General features: G+C 56.9%; 18 protein-coding genes and 1 pseudogene. 13 read left to right on the top strand and 6 right to left on the bottom strand.

What is annotated here, in order from left to right:
- Window positions 1–28 precede the first annotated feature (28 nt).
- Both phaC and EJA72_RS08375 read left to right on the top strand, forming a co-directional pair.
- The gene (phaC, locus tag EJA72_RS08370) at window positions 29–1711 is read left to right on the top strand and encodes a class II poly(R)-hydroxyalkanoic acid synthase (RefSeq protein WP_157711021.1); all 1683 of its coding nucleotides are present in this window, start codon (window positions 29–31) and stop codon (window positions 1709–1711) included.
- 59 nt (window positions 1712–1770) lie between these two features.
- Entirely contained in the window at window positions 1771–2391 is a 621-nt protein-coding gene (locus EJA72_RS08375; RefSeq protein WP_157711022.1) for a TetR/AcrR family transcriptional regulator, read from the top strand.
- Between the two features lie 159 nt (window positions 2392–2550).
- Here EJA72_RS08375 and EJA72_RS08380 read toward each other — a convergent pair whose 3' ends face one another.
- From EJA72_RS08380 to EJA72_RS08390, 3 genes are all read right to left on the bottom strand, one after another.
- A complete protein-coding gene (locus EJA72_RS08380) occupies window positions 2551–3417 on the bottom strand; it encodes a phasin family protein (RefSeq protein WP_157711023.1) in 867 nt (288 codons plus the stop codon).
- Between the two features lie 10 nt (window positions 3418–3427).
- The gene (locus EJA72_RS08385; RefSeq protein WP_157711024.1) at window positions 3428–3850 is read right to left on the bottom strand and encodes a phasin family protein; all 423 of its coding nucleotides are present in this window, start codon (window positions 3848–3850) and stop codon (window positions 3428–3430) included.
- A gap of 245 nt (window positions 3851–4095) precedes the next feature.
- On the bottom strand, window positions 4096–4371 hold the full coding sequence (locus EJA72_RS08390; protein ID WP_157711025.1) for a polyhydroxyalkanoic acid system family protein: 276 nt from the start codon (window positions 4369–4371) through the stop codon (window positions 4096–4098).
- Window positions 4372–4526: 155 nt separating this feature from the next.
- On the opposite strand from EJA72_RS08390, the gene ubiE reads away from it, so the two are divergent.
- The 11 genes and pseudogenes from ubiE (at window position 4527) to EJA72_RS29625 (ending at window position 12743) form a co-directional block, all read left to right on the top strand.
- Window positions 4527–5297 carry a bifunctional demethylmenaquinone methyltransferase/2-methoxy-6-polyprenyl-1,4-benzoquinol methylase UbiE gene (ubiE, locus tag EJA72_RS08395; RefSeq protein ID WP_007948968.1) on the top strand — a complete coding sequence of 257 codons (771 nt, stop codon included), beginning with the start codon at window positions 4527–4529 and terminating at the stop codon, window positions 5295–5297.
- On the top strand, window positions 5297–5920 hold the full coding sequence (locus EJA72_RS08400; RefSeq protein WP_157711026.1) for an SCP2 domain-containing protein: 624 nt from the start codon (window positions 5297–5299) through the stop codon (window positions 5918–5920). The genes ubiE and EJA72_RS08400 overlap by 1 nt, the downstream gene beginning before the upstream one ends.
- The gene (ubiB, locus tag EJA72_RS08405) at window positions 5917–7521 is read left to right on the top strand and encodes a ubiquinone biosynthesis regulatory protein kinase UbiB (RefSeq protein WP_157711027.1); all 1605 of its coding nucleotides are present in this window, start codon (window positions 5917–5919) and stop codon (window positions 7519–7521) included. The genes EJA72_RS08400 and ubiB overlap by 4 nt, the downstream gene beginning before the upstream one ends.
- A 90-nt stretch (window positions 7522–7611) precedes the next feature.
- Window positions 7612–8013 carry a phosphoribosyl-AMP cyclohydrolase gene (gene hisI, locus EJA72_RS08410; RefSeq protein WP_157711028.1) on the top strand — a complete coding sequence of 134 codons (402 nt, stop codon included), beginning with the start codon at window positions 7612–7614 and terminating at the stop codon, window positions 8011–8013.
- Window positions 8006–8338 (top strand): phosphoribosyl-ATP diphosphatase, encoded by a 333-nt coding sequence (locus tag EJA72_RS08415; RefSeq protein WP_008047820.1) that lies wholly within the window; start codon window positions 8006–8008, stop codon window positions 8336–8338. The genes hisI and EJA72_RS08415 overlap by 8 nt, the downstream gene beginning before the upstream one ends.
- 25 nt (window positions 8339–8363) lie before the next feature.
- Window positions 8364–8636 (top strand): twin-arginine translocase TatA/TatE family subunit, encoded by a 273-nt coding sequence (locus EJA72_RS08420; protein ID WP_157711029.1) that lies wholly within the window; start codon window positions 8364–8366, stop codon window positions 8634–8636.
- 10 nt (window positions 8637–8646) lie between these two features.
- Entirely contained in the window at window positions 8647–9096 is a 450-nt protein-coding gene (gene tatB, locus EJA72_RS08425) for a Sec-independent protein translocase protein TatB (protein WP_157711030.1), read from the top strand.
- A complete protein-coding gene (gene tatC, locus EJA72_RS08430) occupies window positions 9093–9887 on the top strand; it encodes a twin-arginine translocase subunit TatC (RefSeq protein WP_090176639.1) in 795 nt (264 codons plus the stop codon). The genes tatB and tatC overlap by 4 nt, the downstream gene beginning before the upstream one ends.
- Window positions 9884–10591, top strand: a complete 708-nt coding sequence (locus EJA72_RS08435) for a 16S rRNA (uracil(1498)-N(3))-methyltransferase (RefSeq protein ID WP_178129188.1) — start codon at window positions 9884–9886, stop codon at window positions 10589–10591. Before tatC ends, EJA72_RS08435 begins: the two co-directional genes overlap by 4 nt.
- A gap of 232 nt (window positions 10592–10823) precedes the next feature.
- A pseudogene (locus tag EJA72_RS29620) lies at window positions 10824–11882 on the top strand (methyl-accepting chemotaxis protein); the annotation flags it as partial.
- A 144-nt stretch (window positions 11883–12026) separates the two neighbouring features.
- Window positions 12027–12743: a methyl-accepting chemotaxis protein gene (locus EJA72_RS29625; RefSeq protein WP_372240692.1), complete on the top strand. Its 717-nt coding sequence runs from the start codon at window positions 12027–12029 to the stop codon at window positions 12741–12743.
- A 128-nt stretch (window positions 12744–12871) separates the two neighbouring features.
- On the opposite strand, the gene EJA72_RS08445 is transcribed toward EJA72_RS29625, so the two are convergent.
- From EJA72_RS08445 to EJA72_RS08455, 3 genes are read right to left on the bottom strand one after another with little or no spacing between them, the layout of a single operon-like run.
- Window positions 12872–13642: an ABC-2 family transporter protein gene (locus tag EJA72_RS08445; protein ID WP_157711032.1), complete on the bottom strand. Its 771-nt coding sequence runs from the start codon at window positions 13640–13642 to the stop codon at window positions 12872–12874.
- Complete coding sequence (locus EJA72_RS08450) at window positions 13643–14431, bottom strand: ABC-2 family transporter protein (RefSeq protein ID WP_157711033.1); 789 nt, start codon at window positions 14429–14431, stop codon at window positions 13643–13645.
- Window positions 14432–14434: 3 nt separating this feature from the next.
- Complete coding sequence (locus EJA72_RS08455; RefSeq protein WP_157711034.1) at window positions 14435–15445, bottom strand: ATP-binding cassette domain-containing protein; 1011 nt, start codon at window positions 15443–15445, stop codon at window positions 14435–14437.
- Between the last annotated feature and the right edge of the window lie 66 nt (window positions 15446–15511).

The raw sequence follows: 15511 nt of genomic DNA on the forward strand, positions 1-15511 counted from the left end.
TGGCCTGAAGACGAAGGAGTGTTGATTCATGCGCGAAAAACCAGCGAGGGACTTTTTGCCCACTCCCGCCGCGTTCATCAACGCGCAAAGTGCGATTACCGGCCTGCGGGGACGGGACATATTTTCGACGCTGCGCAGTGTGGCCGCCCACGGCTTGCGAAATCCGGTGCACAGCGCGAAGCACGCCTTGAAACTGGGCGGGCAACTAGGCCGTGTGTTGCTGGGCGAAACCCTGCACCCGACCAATCCACAGGACACTCGCTTTGCCGATCCGGCGTGGAGCCTCAATCCGTTTTATCGCCGCAGTTTGCAGGCCTACCTGAGCTGGCAGAAACAGGTCAAAAGCTGGATCGACGAAAGCAACATGACCCCGGACGATCGTGCCCGGGCGCACTTTGCCTTTGCCTTGCTCAACGACGCCGTTTCGCCGTCCAACAGCCTGCTCAATCCGTTGGCGATCAAGGAGATTTTCAACTCCGGCGGCAACAGCCTGGTGCGCGGCGTCAGCCACCTGGTTGACGATTTCCTGCACAACGACGGCCTGCCGCGACAAGTGACCAAACAAGCTTTCGAGGTCGGTAAAACAGTGGCCACCACCACCGGTGCCGTGGTGTTTCGCAATGAGCTGCTGGAGTTGATCCAATACAAATCCATGAGCGAAAAGCAGTACTCCAAACCGCTGCTGGTGGTGCCGCCACAGATCAACAAGTACTACATTTTCGACCTGAGCCCGCACAACAGCTTCGTCCAGTTCGCCCTGAAAAACGGCCTGCAAACCTTCATGATCAGTTGGCGCAACCCCGATGTGCGCCATCGCGAATGGGGACTCTCAACCTACGTTGAAGCCGTGGAAGAAGCGATGAATGTGTGCCGGGCGATCACTGGCGCGCGTGAAGTCAACTTGATGGGCGCCTGCGCGGGCGGGCTGACCATCGCCGCGCTGCAAGGTCATTTACAGGCCAAGCGGCAACTGCGCCGGGTATCCAGCGCGACCTACCTGGTGAGCCTGCTCGACAGTCAGCTGGACTCGCCAGCAACGCTCTTCGCCGACGAACAAACCCTGGAAGCGGCCAAGCGACGTTCCTATCAGAAAGGTGTACTCGACGGTCGCGACATGGCCAAGGTCTTCGCGTGGATGCGCCCCAACGATTTGATCTGGAGCTACTTCGTCAACAACTACCTGCTGGGCAAAGAGCCGCCAGCGTTCGACATCCTCTACTGGAACAACGACAACACGCGTCTGCCGGCAGCGTTCCACGGCGACCTGCTGGACTTCTTCAAACACAACCCGCTGAGCCATCCCGGTGGACTTGAGGTGTGTGGCACGCCCATCGATTTGCAGAAGGTCACGGTCGACAGCTTCAGCGTGGCCGGTATCAACGACCACATCACGCCCTGGGATGCGGTGTACCGCTCGACGTTGCTGCTGGGGGGCGAGCGCCGCTTCGTCCTCTCCAACAGCGGCCATGTGCAGAGCATCCTCAATCCACCGAACAACCCGAAAGCCAACTACATCGAAGGCGCGAAACTGAGCAGCGATCCCCGGGCCTGGTTTTACGACGGAAAGCAGGTCGATGGCAGCTGGTGGACGCAATGGTTGAGCTGGATTCAGGAACGCTCGGGTGCGCAAAAGGAAACCCTGATGACGCTCGGCAACCAGAACTACCCGCCGCAGGAGGCGGCACCCGGGACCTACGTGCGCGTGCGCTGACTTTCCACCCACCACGGCCGCTGTCGGCCGTGGCATGACTCGACCCCTAAGAAGACTGGATGAAAACCCGCGACCGGATCCTCGAATGTGCCCTGCAGTTGTTCAATCAGAAGGGCGAACCGAACGTCTCCACCATGGAAGTTGCCAACGAAATGGGCATCAGCCCGGGCAACCTCTACTACCACTTCCACGGCAAGGAACCGCTGATTCTCGGCCTGTTCGAGCGCTTTCAGAGCGAGCTCGCGCCGTTGCTTGATCCGCCTTCCGACGTGGAGCTGGCACCGGAGGATTACTGGCTGTTCCTGCACCTGATCGTCGAGCGCCTGGCTCACTATCGGTTTCTGTTCCAGGACTTGTCGAACCTGGCCGGCCGCCTGCCGAAACTGGCCAAGGGCATCCGTAACCTGCTCAATGCGCTGAAGCGCACACTGGCTTCGTTGCTGGCCCAGCTGAAGGCTCAGGGGCAATTGGTCAGCGACACACAGGCGTTGGGGCAACTGGTGGAGCAGATCACCATGACGTTGCTGTTCTCGCTGGATTATCAGCGGATTCTGGACCGTGAAGGTGAAGTGCGGTTGGTGGTTTACCAGATCATGATGCTGGTGGCACCGCACTTGTTGCCGCCGGTAAAAATGGCGACCGAACAGATGGCGATGCAATACCTCGAAGACCACGAGTAATCCTGTGGGAGTGAGCCTGCTCGCGATGGCGGTGTGTCAGCCAATGCAGATATTGAATGTAATGGCCTCATCGCGAGCAGGCTCACTCCTACAAGGGGAAATGTGCACAAACAAAAACGCCCGACCTTTGCAGGCCGGGCGTTTTTTTGAGTCCTTGAATCAGGACTGACTGGTTGGCGTCGATGGAGCCGCCGCGACAGTCGGGGTGACCGCAGGGGTCGGTGCGGCAGCAGAGTTTGTGGTGCTGACCGGAGCCGACGGGGTTGCCGGCTTGGCGGCAGCCACTGCTGGTTTTGGCGCGGCGGCTTTCGGCGCTGCCGGTTTTTTCACCGCTGGTTTTTTCGCTGCGGCAGGTTTTGCCGCTGGCTTGGCTGCCGGTTTGGCCGCTGCGGTTTTCGCTGCTGGTTTGGCCGCCGGTTTAGCGGCAGGTTTTGCGGCTGCCTTGGCGGCGACCGGTTTGGCGGCTGCAGGCTTGGCAACCGACTTGGCCGCGGACGCGACTTTCGCTGCGGTCTTGGCAACCGGTTTAGCAGCCGCTTTTGCCAGTGGCTTGGCTGCTGGTTTAGCGGCGGCCGGTTTGGCTGCCGCGGTTTTCGCCGCAACAGGCGCAACCTTGGCACCGGTGAGTTTCTCGATTTGCTTGGTCAGGGTATCGACCTTGCTGTGCAGCGCTTTGACTTCGTTGCGGCTCGGTACACCCAGGCGCGAAATGGCGCTGTTCAGGCGCTTGTCAAAAGCCCCCTCCAGTTCATCCCACTTGCCCAGCGCACGATCTTTCACGCCAGTGATGCGCGACTTGGCCGACGAAGCGGAGTCCTTGGCGGCATCGACTTTTTTGCCCACAGCGCTCTTGGTGAGCTTCTCGGCTTTCTCGCCGTCTTTAACCAATGTATCGAAGAGTTTGCTGCCGTCAGTGTCGATCTTCGAGTACACGCCTAAACCAGCCAGCCAGATTTTGCGGGAGTAGTCTTCGACCTTCCCGATCCACGAGCTGCCTTCTTTATCGACGTTCTTTTTACCAGCCATCCCGTTCTCCTTAAGATTTACGCGCGACGCGTTCGAGCAATGCCGTCAGCTCATCGAGCTTGGCAGAGAGTGTCTCAACGTCATGTTTAGACGGAATGCCGATACGATTCAAGGCACTTGCGACACGCGAGTCAAAAGCCTTTTCGACCTTGTCGAGTTGAACTTCGACCTTGCCTTTGAAAGTGCTGACTTCACTCTTGGCTTCATCGATCTCGGCGTTAGCCGCTTCAAGTTTTTCTGCAACTACTTTTTTGCCTTTGCTTTCAACAGTTTGACCCGCTTTGATCAACTCTTGAAAGTACTCGCTGCCCTCTTGCCCGACCTTGGCGTAGGCACCCAGGCCTGCCAGCCAGATCTTGCGGGCATAGGATTTGACGTCGCCCAGAGCAGTGGTCGATGCGTCGATTTTTTTCTTCAAAATAACTTTGGCCATGGTGCACCTCACGCGCAGAAGGTTTGAGGAACTGCCCGCGAAAGTGTCGGGCTCAGGCACAAAGTAGGGAGAAAAATTAGAAACAGCACCCTAACAACTGACATAAAAAGCCAGGGCGCACCTTAAAACAAATGTGGGAGCCAGCCTGCTGGCGATAGCGATTTATCCATCAACATCGATGTTGACTGATGCACCGCCATCGCCAGCAGGCTGGCTCCCACAGGGGATGTGGTTCGACCCGGAAATCAGACCAACGCTTTATCGAGGGCCTTTTCGATTTCCGCTTTGATCATGCCGCTCATGGCCGACATCATCAGACCCAGTTCCACATCGACGCGAATTGAATCCTCGGAGACATGCACCGCGCCTTTCACACCCGAACGCTTGAGGTTCAAGGTGTCGCCGGACCACTGCGGCTCCAGGCCGTATTGATCGGACAGTTTCTGCGCCAACTTGTCGGCCTTCTCACGGGCCGCCTCTTTGCCCAGGCCGTGGGTACGCTCAACACTGATACGGGCCATCGAATGACTCCTGCTTTATGAATACTTTCCTGAAGCATCTTGACCGCTGCTGCGGCAAAACGTCCCGGAGGTTCTACATCTTACCTTCAGCCTTGCCAAGACAAAGCAGGCCACCGGGATTAGAATGTCCCGCATTCTCTTCTGGTGACAGCGATATGACTGATCAGCGCAAAGGCAGCGATGCCGAACCCACCACTCACTTCGGTTTCAAAAACGTTCCGGAAAGCCAAAAAGCGGAAAAAGTCGCTGAGGTTTTCCACTCGGTAGCCGCGAAGTACGACTTGATGAACGACCTCCTGTCGGGCGGCATGCACCGCTTGTGGAAGCGTTTCGCGATCGAACTGTCGGGCGTGCGCACGGGCAACCGCGTGCTGGACATCGCCGGCGGTACCGGCGACCTGACCAAGAAATTCTCGCACCTCGTTGGCCCGACCGGCCAGGTGGTGTTGGCCGACATCAACGAGTCCATGCTCAAGGTCGGCCGTGACCGCCTGCTGGACCTCGGTGTCGCCGGCAACGTCGAATTCGTCCAGGCCGACGCTGAAAAGCTGCCGTTCCCGGACAACCATTTCGACTGCGTGACCATCGCTTTCGGCCTGCGTAACGTGACGCACAAAGAGGACGCCCTGCGTTCGATGCTGCGCGTCCTCAAGCCAGGCGGCCGTCTGCTGGTGCTGGAATTCTCCAAGCCAACCAACGCGCTGATGTCCAAAGCCTACGACGCCTACTCGTTCGCGTTCATGCCGTTGATGGGCAAACTGATCACCAACGACTCGGAAAGCTATCGCTACCTGGCCGAATCGATCCGCATGCACCCGAATCAGGAAACCCTGAAATCGATGATGGTCGAGGCCGGTTTCGACCGCGTGACCTACCACAACATGACCGCAGGCATCGTCGCCCTGCACCGCGGCATCAAGCCCTGATGCTGCTGGCCGGCCTGCTCGCCAGCGTTGAACTCGGTTTGAACCGGGTGCTGCGTCTCGACAGCACGGCGCTGCCGCGCCTGGCACATTTGAGCGGGCGGGTGATCGCCGTCGATTGCCGCAGCCCGGCGCTGCAACTGTTCATTCTGCCCAGCGACGAAGGCCTGATGCTCGCGGCACACTGGGAAACCGGTGCCGACTGCACCTTGCGCGCACCGGCTTCCAGCCTGTTGAAGCTGGCGATGAGCAAAGACAAGACCTCGGTTTTGCATGAGCCTGAAGTCGAACTCGACGGCGACAGCGGCGTGCTGCTGGAACTGGCGGCCATCCTGCAGGACCTGGAGCTGGACTGGGAGTACGAACTCTCGCGCTGGCTCGGACCGGTCGCCACGCACCTGGTCGGCGGCCACCTGCGCAGTCGCGCACGCTGGTATCAGCAAGGATTCACCAGCCTCAACCAGAACCTGGGCGAATACCTGGCCGAAGAATCGCGCACCCTCGTTGGTCAGCGCGAGGCCGAAGCCCGATTCAGTGAACTGGACCAGATCAAACTCGATCTGGACCGCCTCGAGGCGCGTTTCGAGCGCCTTTCCCGATCCCTCGACCCAAGCGATAACGCATGAAGCTGCTTGCCGTCCGCCGTTTGTTGCGCATCCAGCGCGTTGTGATTCGCTACCGCCTCGATGACCTGCTGTTCGCCCTGCCGCTGCCCTGGTTTTTGCGGGCGCTGCGCTATGCCTTGCCGTGGCGCTGGTTCCCGCGCAAGACCCTGGACCTGAGCCGTGGCGCGCGATTGCGCCTGGCGTTGCAGGACCTGGGGCCGATTTTCATCAAGTTCGGGCAGATCCTGTCCACCCGCCGCGACCTGCTACCGGAAGACATCGCCGATGAGCTGATGAAGTTGCAGGACCGCGTGCCGCCGTTCGACTCGCAAGTGTCGGTCAAGCTGATCGAAGAACAGTTGGGCAAGAAAATCAGTGAGGTCTTCAGCCGCTTCGACGTCGAGCCCCTGGCCTCCGCTTCGGTGGCGCAGGTGCATGCCGCACAGTTGAAAACCGGCGAAGAAGTCGTCGTCAAAGTCATCCGCCCGGGTCTCAAACCGATCATCGCGCAGGACCTGGCGTGGCTGTTCATCCTCGCCCGCGCCGCGGAAAAACTCTCCGCCGATGCGCGCCTGCTGCACCCGGTGGACGTGGTCCAGGACTACGAGAAAACCATCTACGACGAACTCGACCTGCTGCGCGAAGCAGCCAACGCCAGCCAGTTGAAGCGCAACTTCGAAGGCTCGCCGCTGCTGTACGTACCGCAAGTCTACTGGGACTGGTGCCGGCCGAAAGTGCTGGTGATGGAGCGCATCTACGGCATCCAGGTCACTGACCTCGCGACCCTGGCCGATCAGCGCACCGACATGAAAATGCTCGCCGAGCGCGGCGTGGAAATCTTCTTCACCCAGGTGTTCCGCGACAGTTTCTTCCACGCCGACATGCACCCCGGCAACATCTTCGTCAGCACCGTGAACCCGTGGAGCCCGCAGTACATTGCCATCGACTGCGGCATCGTCGGCAGCCTGACCCCGGAAGACCAGGATTACCTGGCGCGCAACCTGTTCGCGTTCTTCAAGCGCGATTACCGTCGCGTGGCGCAGTTGCACATCGATTCGGGCTGGGTCCCGGCAGAAACCAAACTCAACGAATTCGAAGCGGCGATCCGTACTGTTTGCGAACCGATCTTTGAAAAACCGTTAAAAGATATTTCCTTCGGTCAGGTGCTGATGCGCCTGTTCCAGACCGCTCGACGCTTCAACATGGAAGTGCAACCGCAGCTGGTGTTACTGCAAAAAACCCTGTTGAACATCGAAGGCCTGGGCCGTCAGCTGTACCCGGACCTCGATCTGTGGAACACCGCCCAGCCGTTCCTCGAGCGCTGGATGCGTGAGCGCGTCAGCCCCAAAGCCTTGCTCGGCAACGTGCAGAGCCAGTTCGAACAACTGCCGCATCTGGCCAACATGGCCCGCGACCTGCTCGAACGCATGTCCCAGCCCCACGCCTACGATCCCCCCCCACCCTGGCATCGACGCCGGGACGACTGGTTCCTGCGGTTGCTTGGCACAGCTCACCTGGCTGGCGGCGCCATCCTGGCCATGGGTGGTCCGCTGAACGATCTGGCGTACTGGCCAGCCGGAATCATGATGGCCGTCGGCTTGTATCTGGTCGTTCGCCGATAGCCAGTTGTGCTGCGCACTGGCACACTGTTTCAACGCTGAATTTCACGTAGGCTTGTCTTTATGAAGTGTGAGCCTGCTTCGGAGTCGTAGATGAACAACTGGCTGGACGAGATCAAGTGGGACGCCAATGGCCTTGTGCCGGCGATCGCACAGGATCACAAGACCGGGCGCGTCCTGATGATGGCCTGGATGAACCGCGAAGCGCTGGAACTGACCGCTGCCGAGAACCGCGCCATTTACTGGTCGCGCTCGCGTGGCAAGCTGTGGCGCAAGGGTGAAGAGTCCGGCCACGTGCAGACCCTGCATGAGATGCGCCTGGACTGCGATGCTGACGTGATCATCCTGATGGTCGAGCAGATCGGCGACATCGCCTGCCACACCGGCCGCCAAAGCTGCTTCTACCGCGTCTTCGAGAACGGCGACTGGAAAACCGTCGACCCGATCCTGAAAGATCCGCACGCTATCTATTCCGCAGGACACACACATGAGTGACACTCTGACCCGACTGGCCGAAGTGCTGGAAGAGCGCAAAGGCGCCGCCGCCGACAGCTCGTATGTCGCCAGCCTGTACCACAAGGGCTTGAACAAGATTCTGGAAAAAGTCGGCGAAGAGTCGGTAGAAACCATCATTGCCGCCAAGGACGCCGCCATCAGCGGCGACTGCAGCGATGTGATCTACGAGACCGCCGATTTGTGGTTCCACAGCATGGTCATGCTCGCCCAACTGGGGCAGCATCCACAGGCTGTACTTGATGAGCTGGACCGTCGTTTCGGTCTGTCCGGACACGCTGAGAAAGCCTCGCGCCCGTCCGCCTGAACAACTATTAGAGAGGAGCAGCAACATGGGCATTTTTGACTGGAAACACTGGATCGTCATCCTGGTTGTTGTCGTGCTGGTATTCGGCACCAAGAAACTGAAAAACCTCGGCACCGACGTCGGCGAATCGATCAAGGGCTTCAAGAAAGCCATGAACGACGACGAAAAGCCGGCCGAGCCGACAGTAACTCCGGCCCAACCGGTTCCGCCTGTTCAGCCACAGGCCTCGGTGAACCAGCCGCACACTATCGATGTGCAGGCAACAAAAGTTGAAGAGCCGATCCGCAAAGACGTGTGAGCACTGACTAATGTTTGGTATCAGCTTCTCTGAACTGCTGCTCGTCGGCCTCGTGGCCCTGCTGGTGCTGGGTCCCGAACGCCTGCCGGGTGCTGCGCGCACCGCCGGCCTGTGGGTCGGGCGCCTGAAGCGGAGCTTCAACGCGATCAAACAGGAAGTTGAACGTGAAATCGGTGCCGACGAGATTCGTCGGCAACTGCACAACGAGCACATCCTGTCGTTGGAGCAGGAGGCGCGGAAAATCTTCTCGCCGACCCAGCAGGAAGCCACGCCGGTTCAACCGGTCGAACCGGTGGCGGAGCAACAGATTCCCGCTCCCGCCGTCGAGCTTTCACCTGTCGTGCCCGCCGCGGAGCCTGCGCCCGTTGTTGCAGCGACGCCGGTTGAACCTGTTACCCCTGCGGCTGCGCCTGTTGCGCCGGCCCCTCATGACCCAACACTGCCGCCGCGAGCCCCATGAGCGATCTTCCTGAAAACGACCAGCACATGCCGCTGGTTTCGCACCTCACCGAGTTGCGTACCCGTCTGCTGCGCTGCGTAGCGGCGATCTTCATCATCTTCGCCGGGTTGTTCGCCTTCACCCAGCAGATCTACACCTTCGTCTCGACACCGCTGCGCGCCTACCTGCCGGCCGGTGCGACGATGATCGCCACCGACGTGTCATCGCCGTTCCTGACGCCATTGAAGCTGACCATGATGGTCTCGCTGTTCCTGGCGATCCCGGTGATCCTGCATCAGATCTGGGGCTTCATCGCGCCGGGCCTATACAAGCATGAGAAGCGCATTGCCGTGCCGTTGCTGATGTCCAGCATCGTGCTGTTCTACACCGGCATGGCGTTCGCCTATTACCTGGTGTTCCCGCTGATCTTCAAATTCTTCGCCGCCGCCACCCCGGCCGGTGTGGAAATGATGACCGACATCACCAGCTACCTCGACTTCGTCATGACGCTGTTCTTCGCCTTCGGCGTGGCGTTCGAGATCCCGGTGGCCGTGGTGCTGCTGGTGTGGATCGGCGTGGTCGACGTCAAATACCTGAAGAAGATCCGCCCGTACGTGGTCATCGGCTGCTTCGTGGTCGGCATGATCCTGACGCCGCCGGACATCTTCTCCCAAACCTTGCTGGCCGTACCGATGTGGCTTCTGTTTGAAATCGGCGTGCTGTTCGGTGGCTTGATCAGCAAACGTGGCGAACACCCGGACGACCAGCCGGCTGACGATCATAACGACCAGCCGCCAGCGACCCAGCCGTGAACCTGCTGCTTCTCGAAGAGGCCGATTTCATTTCGGCTGACCGGGCGATCCTGCGTGATCGCCGGTTGACTCACATGCAGGACGTTCACCGCTGTGAAGTGGGCGACAGCATGCGTGTGGGGCGAATCGGCGGTTTGATGGGTTCGGCCGAAGTGCTGCGCCTGGACGCCGATGAAGCCGAGCTGCGCGTCATCCTCGACCAACCACCACCGGCCAAGCTGCCGCTGACCCTGGTGCTGGCCCTCCCGCGGCCCAAAATGCTGCGTCGGGTGTTTCAGACCGTGGCAGCCATGGGTGTGCCACGAGTCGTGCTGGTCAACAGCTATCGCGTCGAGAAGAGCTTCTGGCAAACACCGTTCCTGGAACCCGAGGCTATTCGCGAGCAACTGATCCTCGGCCTCGAACAGGCCAGGGACAGCGTGCTGCCGGAGATCATCATCGAGAAGCGCTTCAAACCGTTTGTCGAAGACCGTCTGCCCGCAATAACCGAAGGCACTCTTGGACTGGTGGGCCATCCCGGCAACTACCCGCCCTGCCCTCGTGGCCTAAACGAACCGGTGACCCTGGCCATCGGTCCTGAAGGTGGTTGGATTCCTTACGAAATCGAGCTTTTGGGAAAGTCGGGCCTGCAACCGGTGCAGCTTGGCGAGCGCATCCTGCGCGTCGAGACCGCCGTCACCGCGCTGCTCGCACGCCTCTTCTAACTAAGCACGACCTGTAGCAGCTGGCGAAGCCTGCGTCCGGCTGCGAAGCAGTCGCAAAATCTCGCACCGCTGTCTTTCAGGTTAACCGAGGACACCTGATTGACGACTGCTTCGCAGCCGGACGCAGGCTTCGCCAGCTGCTACAAGGAAAGCGTTCCAGCCACTACAGAATGCCGCCGCTCTGCCGATACAGGCTCCATAAATCCATTTTGTGATCCTGGGGAGTTGCAGCATGTACCGATGGCTAGCCGAGAATCTGGGAAACGTCAGCGTTAATCGCAAACTGAGCATCGGCTTTGGTCTGGTACTGCTGCTGACGTTGCTGATCACGTTCACCGGCTGGACCGGTCTGAGTGGCGTGATGAATCGTGGCGATACGCTGGGCTTCATTTCCAGCCTCAATGTGCTGACCAAAGACCTGCGCATCGCCCGCCTGGATTACGAAATGCGCCGTGGCGAACAGGGTCCGGGCGCCGTCAATGACATGCTGAGCCAGCTGGATTCAGGCCTGCAAAAAGCCCGCAAGATGATCGAACAACCCGCCGACGTGGCGATGATCGACCAGCAGCTGGCCGCTGTCAGCCAGTACAAGCAAGCCTTTGCCGTCATGATTCAGGCCGGCGCCAACCGCGAAGACGCCCGCAGCAAACTCGGCGCTACGGCCGACAATGCCGTGGCCCGCGTTGGCGAAGTCGAAAAGTCGTTGCTGCAGGGCGACAGCGTCGCCGATTTCAATAGCGTTATCGACTTGAGCAAACTGATTCAACAGGCGCGCTTCCAGGTCCGGGGCTACACCTACAGCGGCAAGACCGAGGCCGAGCAGCCTGCGCTGGATGCCATCGACAACGCGCTGAAAAACCTCGAAAGCCTGCCGTCCAAACTGCCGGAACAGCATATCGCCAACCTTCAACAGGCCGCCGACTCGCTCAAGGCCTACCGTGCCGCCGTCAGCCAATACCGTGATTCCCAGGTCGCGAGCGCCGCGGCCCTGAAACGCATGGCCGAACAAGGTGAAATTCTGCTCGATGTCAGCAACAAACTGACCGTCTCGCAAACCATCGTCCGCGACACCGACGCTTCTCACGCCAAGAACCTGTTGCTGCTGGCCACCGGGCTGGCGCTCGCTTTTGGCATACTCGCTGCCTGGGCCATTACCCGCCAGATCGTTATTCCCCTGACCCAGACCCTGAAAGTGGCCGAGCGCGTCGCAGCTGGCGATCTGACCCAGAACCTTATCTCCCAGCGTCGTGACGAGCTCGGTCAGCTGCAGCGGGCCATGCAGAGCATGACCCTGGGCCTGCGCGAACTGATCGGCGGCATCAGCGACGGCGTCACGCAAATCGCCAGTGCCGCCGAAGAGCTGTCGGCCGTCACCGAACAGACCAGCGCCGGGGTCAACAGCCAAAAGGTCGAGACTGACCAGGTGGCAACCGCAATGAACGAAATGACGGCCACCGTGCAAGAAGTCGCGCGCAACGCCGAAGAAGCGTCCGAAGCCGCCGTCGCCGCTGACCAGCAGGCTCGCGAAGGCGACAAGGTCGTCGGCGAAGCCATCGCGCAGATCGAGCGCCTGGCACTGGAAGTCGGCAACTCCACCGAAGCCATGGGGCATCTGAAACGCGAAAGCGACAAGATCGGCAGCGTGCTCGACGTGATCAAGTCCGTCGCCCAACAAACCAACCTGCTGGCGCTCAACGCAGCGATCGAGGCTGCTCGTGCTGGTGAAGCGGGACGCGGATTTGCCGTGGTCGCCGACGAAGTGCGCAGCCTGGCCCAGCGCACCCAGAAGTCCACGGAAGAGATCGAAGAGCTGATCGTCGGTCTGCAAAGCGGCACTCAGCAAGTCGCGAACATCATGGACAACAGCCGCAGCCTCACTGACAGCAGCGTCGAGCTGACCCGCCGCGCCGGTGGCTCACTGGAAAGCATCACCCGGACCGTGTCGGCGATTCAGACCATGAACCAGCAAATTGCAGCGGCGGCAGAGCAGCAAAGCGCAGTCGCCGAGGAGATCAACCGCAGCGTGCTGAACGTACGCGATGTGTCCGAGCAGACCTCGGCAGCCAGTGAAGAGACTGCGGCGTCCAGCGTAGAGCTGGCACGCTTGGGAACTCACCTTCAGATGCTCGTGAATAAATTCAAGACTGCATAACTCGCCGGAGTAACGACTCCATCGCAACACTATTCAAGCGGCCTGCATTGTGGGGGACCACCAGCCGTACACAATGCAAGCTGCCTTGGGTGCCGATTCTTTGAAGGCATCCTCTATTAAGTTCGAATTCATCCTCCAATACTGTCAAAGCGATTAAAGAAACCATAAACGATTTTGACGACGATAAAAAAAGCACAATTCACGCCTATAACAAACATCAAGACGAAAAAGGTTAACCCGTTGTAAAGGGCATCCAGCGCAACGGAAGCAAATACAATCATCGGCAAAACTGCAACCAGAACGTACAACAATATCTTCGAGTAAAAATTGGAGGGCAGCAACGCGAACGTGAAAACCGAGGAGTGAATGTAATCCACAGGTAAATCACGCTGAGTAATAAACGAAAAAGAACTCAGCGCCAGTATAAAGGTGATACTGGCAACAACCCCGGTTAACAGCGCAATGAAATATAGCCCTGTATTGAAAGCACTGATAAAAAAAGGAGAGAAATCCACCTTATTAGAAACAACACATATAGTGATCAACAGCAGCGCGACCACAAGATAATAACTTTGGCACCACCTGAACAAAATCAACACCAGTAAATTGATGGGGCGTACCAACAGGGTATCGACTCTACCTTGTGTTAACTGTCGAAAAAAGCCTGCCACTGCCGAACTAAAAAAATTAACAATTAAGCCTCCCACCGCATAGGTCATAAAAAAAACCATCAACCAATTAGCATCTACTTCATCATCGACTATGAACGAGTTAATCACCTCAAAAAAGACAAACTGAAGGCTATAAAGCACCAAAAGAGCAAATATCCCACCTAGAAAATTAACCCTGTACCTGGCCTCTTCTTTAACCGAATTCCTTATCAAGCTTAAAATATGCATTTAGCCTCCCGCCCCCGAATACCTGCCACAGCCAGCGCTGAACACAACTTTACAAGCCAACCAAATAATAGAAAACCAAACTAAATATAGGCACCCGAGCTCTACCAGCAGCCCTGCACTTGGGCGTAGCAAAAATTCAGCCGGGCCACTTATAATTAAACGGAATGGGTTATATCTCATTAGCGGTTGAAGGTAATCCGGCCAATATGCTATCGGCAGTAAGGTCCCGCCGATGACACTTGCCATAATCATCTGGAAGCTGAGTGTCATGTCCGGTCGCGTTAACCAAAAAGTAGAGAGCGAAAACAAAAAGCCCAACACAAAACAAAATATGATGTTTACAAGACTTAACATGATGAACCCCGTGACGCCAACCCAATCGCCACCAGTGATAATCACAAACGCGGCAATTAATAAAACCGGAATATAATAAAGTATGCTCTCGCCTAAAAAAATGAATAAATTGTATGTGAAATAGCTAACAGGTTTTACAAGAACCCCCTCCAGCCTGCCTTCGTGTATATGTGTCGATACTCGAACAATTAGATCATAAGAATTGTTCAAACGATTTAGTGCCAACACGGCGACATAATATAAATAGGTTTCCTCCAGGCTATATTGCGGCAATCTATCTGTACTGGCCCCATCATAAACAAAGCGCCAAATAGCAAACTGGATGAAGAAAGGGACGCCGGTAGCGATGACCAGGTCCGTAATTAACATCGATCTGTCTCTGTACACGGAGAGCAAGCCAGTGTGCATAAGCTTTAAATAAGCAAAATTGTTCACGATTCACTCACTTGACCAGGATTTGAATAGATTCACCACATTGTTTTCAAAATCCATGGGGGAAATTTCTAAATCATAAATGCCGTGATGGAACATCTCAAAAACTGCTCCTAACAAAACCTTGGGTACCAGATAAACCACTTGGGTGGGCGCGTCATTGATTAAGCTTATGTTTTGAAATGCCCCAATAGTCTCTTTAAACTTCAACAGATCGCATTCGCTCTGGGCCATATTCAGAGGGGACACCGTTAATTTTACGTTAGCTTTGAAATTTGCACTAAGCTCATGCATTGATCCATCAAAGCGGATTCTCCCTTTATCAATGATTATTGCATCATCGCAGCAGGACTCGATGTCCCCCAAATCATGACTGGTGAGAAAAACAGAAAGGTTACTTTCCTTACGCTTGTAATTTAAATACCTGCGTATTTCGTACTTTGAGGTAACATCCAGCCCCACGGTTGGCTCATCCAGAAAAATGAGTGATGGCGAATGCAAAAGATTTAATGTCAGTTCACATTTAACGCGCTCTCCCAAGCTAAGATTGCGCACCGGTTTGTGAAGTACATTGCCTAGATTCAGCGCGGTGCTTAACTCCTCGAGCCGGCTCGAGTAGTCACTGTCTTTTATTTTGTAAATCTCTTTATAGGTATCAAGACTGGTTTTAACTGGCAAGTCCCACCACAGCGAAGTCTTATGGCCGAACACCACGCCAATCTTATTAAGAAACTCTTTTTCACGGAGAGCAGGGTTATGGCCTAGAACCCGGACAGTTCCAGAAGTAGGCTTTTGTATCCCACATAAAATCTTTATTAAACTTGACTTGCCTGCACCATTAGGACCTATAAACCCAACCGCAGCTCCTTTAGGAACCGTAAGATTTATTCCGCTTAATGCTTGATAGGAGTTATAGCTAGGTTTTATCAATTGCTTACACCATGACGCAATGCCCGTTGTTTCGCGCGCCAGATAATAGGATTTATCGACAGACGTTAAATCAATAATATTATTCATAAAGCAATCTCATATCCAGAAAAGCTCAAAACGATTATTGAATATCAAAGGCTGGCTTCAGATATT

The sequence above is a fragment of the Pseudomonas sp. PB120 genome (genome assembly GCF_009761815.1).
Taxonomy (GTDB): domain Bacteria; phylum Pseudomonadota; class Gammaproteobacteria; order Pseudomonadales; family Pseudomonadaceae; genus Aquipseudomonas.

Excerpts from the sequence above, each read along its gene's own strand:
- EJA72_RS08420 (WP_157711029.1), top strand. The coding sequence starts at position 8,364 with ATGGGCATTTTTGACTGGAAACACTGGATCGTCATCCTGGTTGTTGTC.
- hisI (WP_157711028.1), top strand. The coding sequence starts at position 7,612 with ATGAACAACTGGCTGGACGAGATCAAGTGGGACGCCAATGGCCTTGTG.
- ubiE (WP_007948968.1), top strand. The coding sequence starts at position 4,527 with ATGACTGATCAGCGCAAAGGCAGCGATGCCGAACCCACCACTCACTTC.
- EJA72_RS08455 (WP_157711034.1), bottom strand. The coding sequence starts at position 15,445 with ATGAATAATATTATTGATTTAACGTCTGTCGATAAATCCTATTATCTG.
- EJA72_RS08375 (WP_157711022.1), top strand. The coding sequence starts at position 1,771 with ATGAAAACCCGCGACCGGATCCTCGAATGTGCCCTGCAGTTGTTCAAT.
- EJA72_RS08380 (WP_157711023.1), bottom strand. The coding sequence starts at position 3,417 with ATGGCTGGTAAAAAGAACGTCGATAAAGAAGGCAGCTCGTGGATCGGG.
- tatB (WP_157711030.1), top strand. The coding sequence starts at position 8,647 with ATGTTTGGTATCAGCTTCTCTGAACTGCTGCTCGTCGGCCTCGTGGCC.
- phaC (WP_157711021.1), top strand. The coding sequence starts at position 29 with ATGCGCGAAAAACCAGCGAGGGACTTTTTGCCCACTCCCGCCGCGTTC.
- tatC (WP_090176639.1), top strand. The coding sequence starts at position 9,093 with ATGAGCGATCTTCCTGAAAACGACCAGCACATGCCGCTGGTTTCGCAC.
- ubiB (WP_157711027.1), top strand. The coding sequence starts at position 5,917 with ATGAAGCTGCTTGCCGTCCGCCGTTTGTTGCGCATCCAGCGCGTTGTG.
- EJA72_RS08385 (WP_157711024.1), bottom strand. The coding sequence starts at position 3,850 with ATGGCCAAAGTTATTTTGAAGAAAAAAATCGACGCATCGACCACTGCT.
- EJA72_RS29625 (WP_372240692.1), top strand. The coding sequence starts at position 12,027 with ATGAACGAAATGACGGCCACCGTGCAAGAAGTCGCGCGCAACGCCGAA.
- EJA72_RS08445 (WP_157711032.1), bottom strand. The coding sequence starts at position 13,642 with ATGCATATTTTAAGCTTGATAAGGAATTCGGTTAAAGAAGAGGCCAGG.
- EJA72_RS08390 (WP_157711025.1), bottom strand. The coding sequence starts at position 4,371 with ATGGCCCGTATCAGTGTTGAGCGTACCCACGGCCTGGGCAAAGAGGCG.
- EJA72_RS08415 (WP_008047820.1), top strand. The coding sequence starts at position 8,006 with ATGAGTGACACTCTGACCCGACTGGCCGAAGTGCTGGAAGAGCGCAAA.
- EJA72_RS08400 (WP_157711026.1), top strand. The coding sequence starts at position 5,297 with ATGCTGCTGGCCGGCCTGCTCGCCAGCGTTGAACTCGGTTTGAACCGG.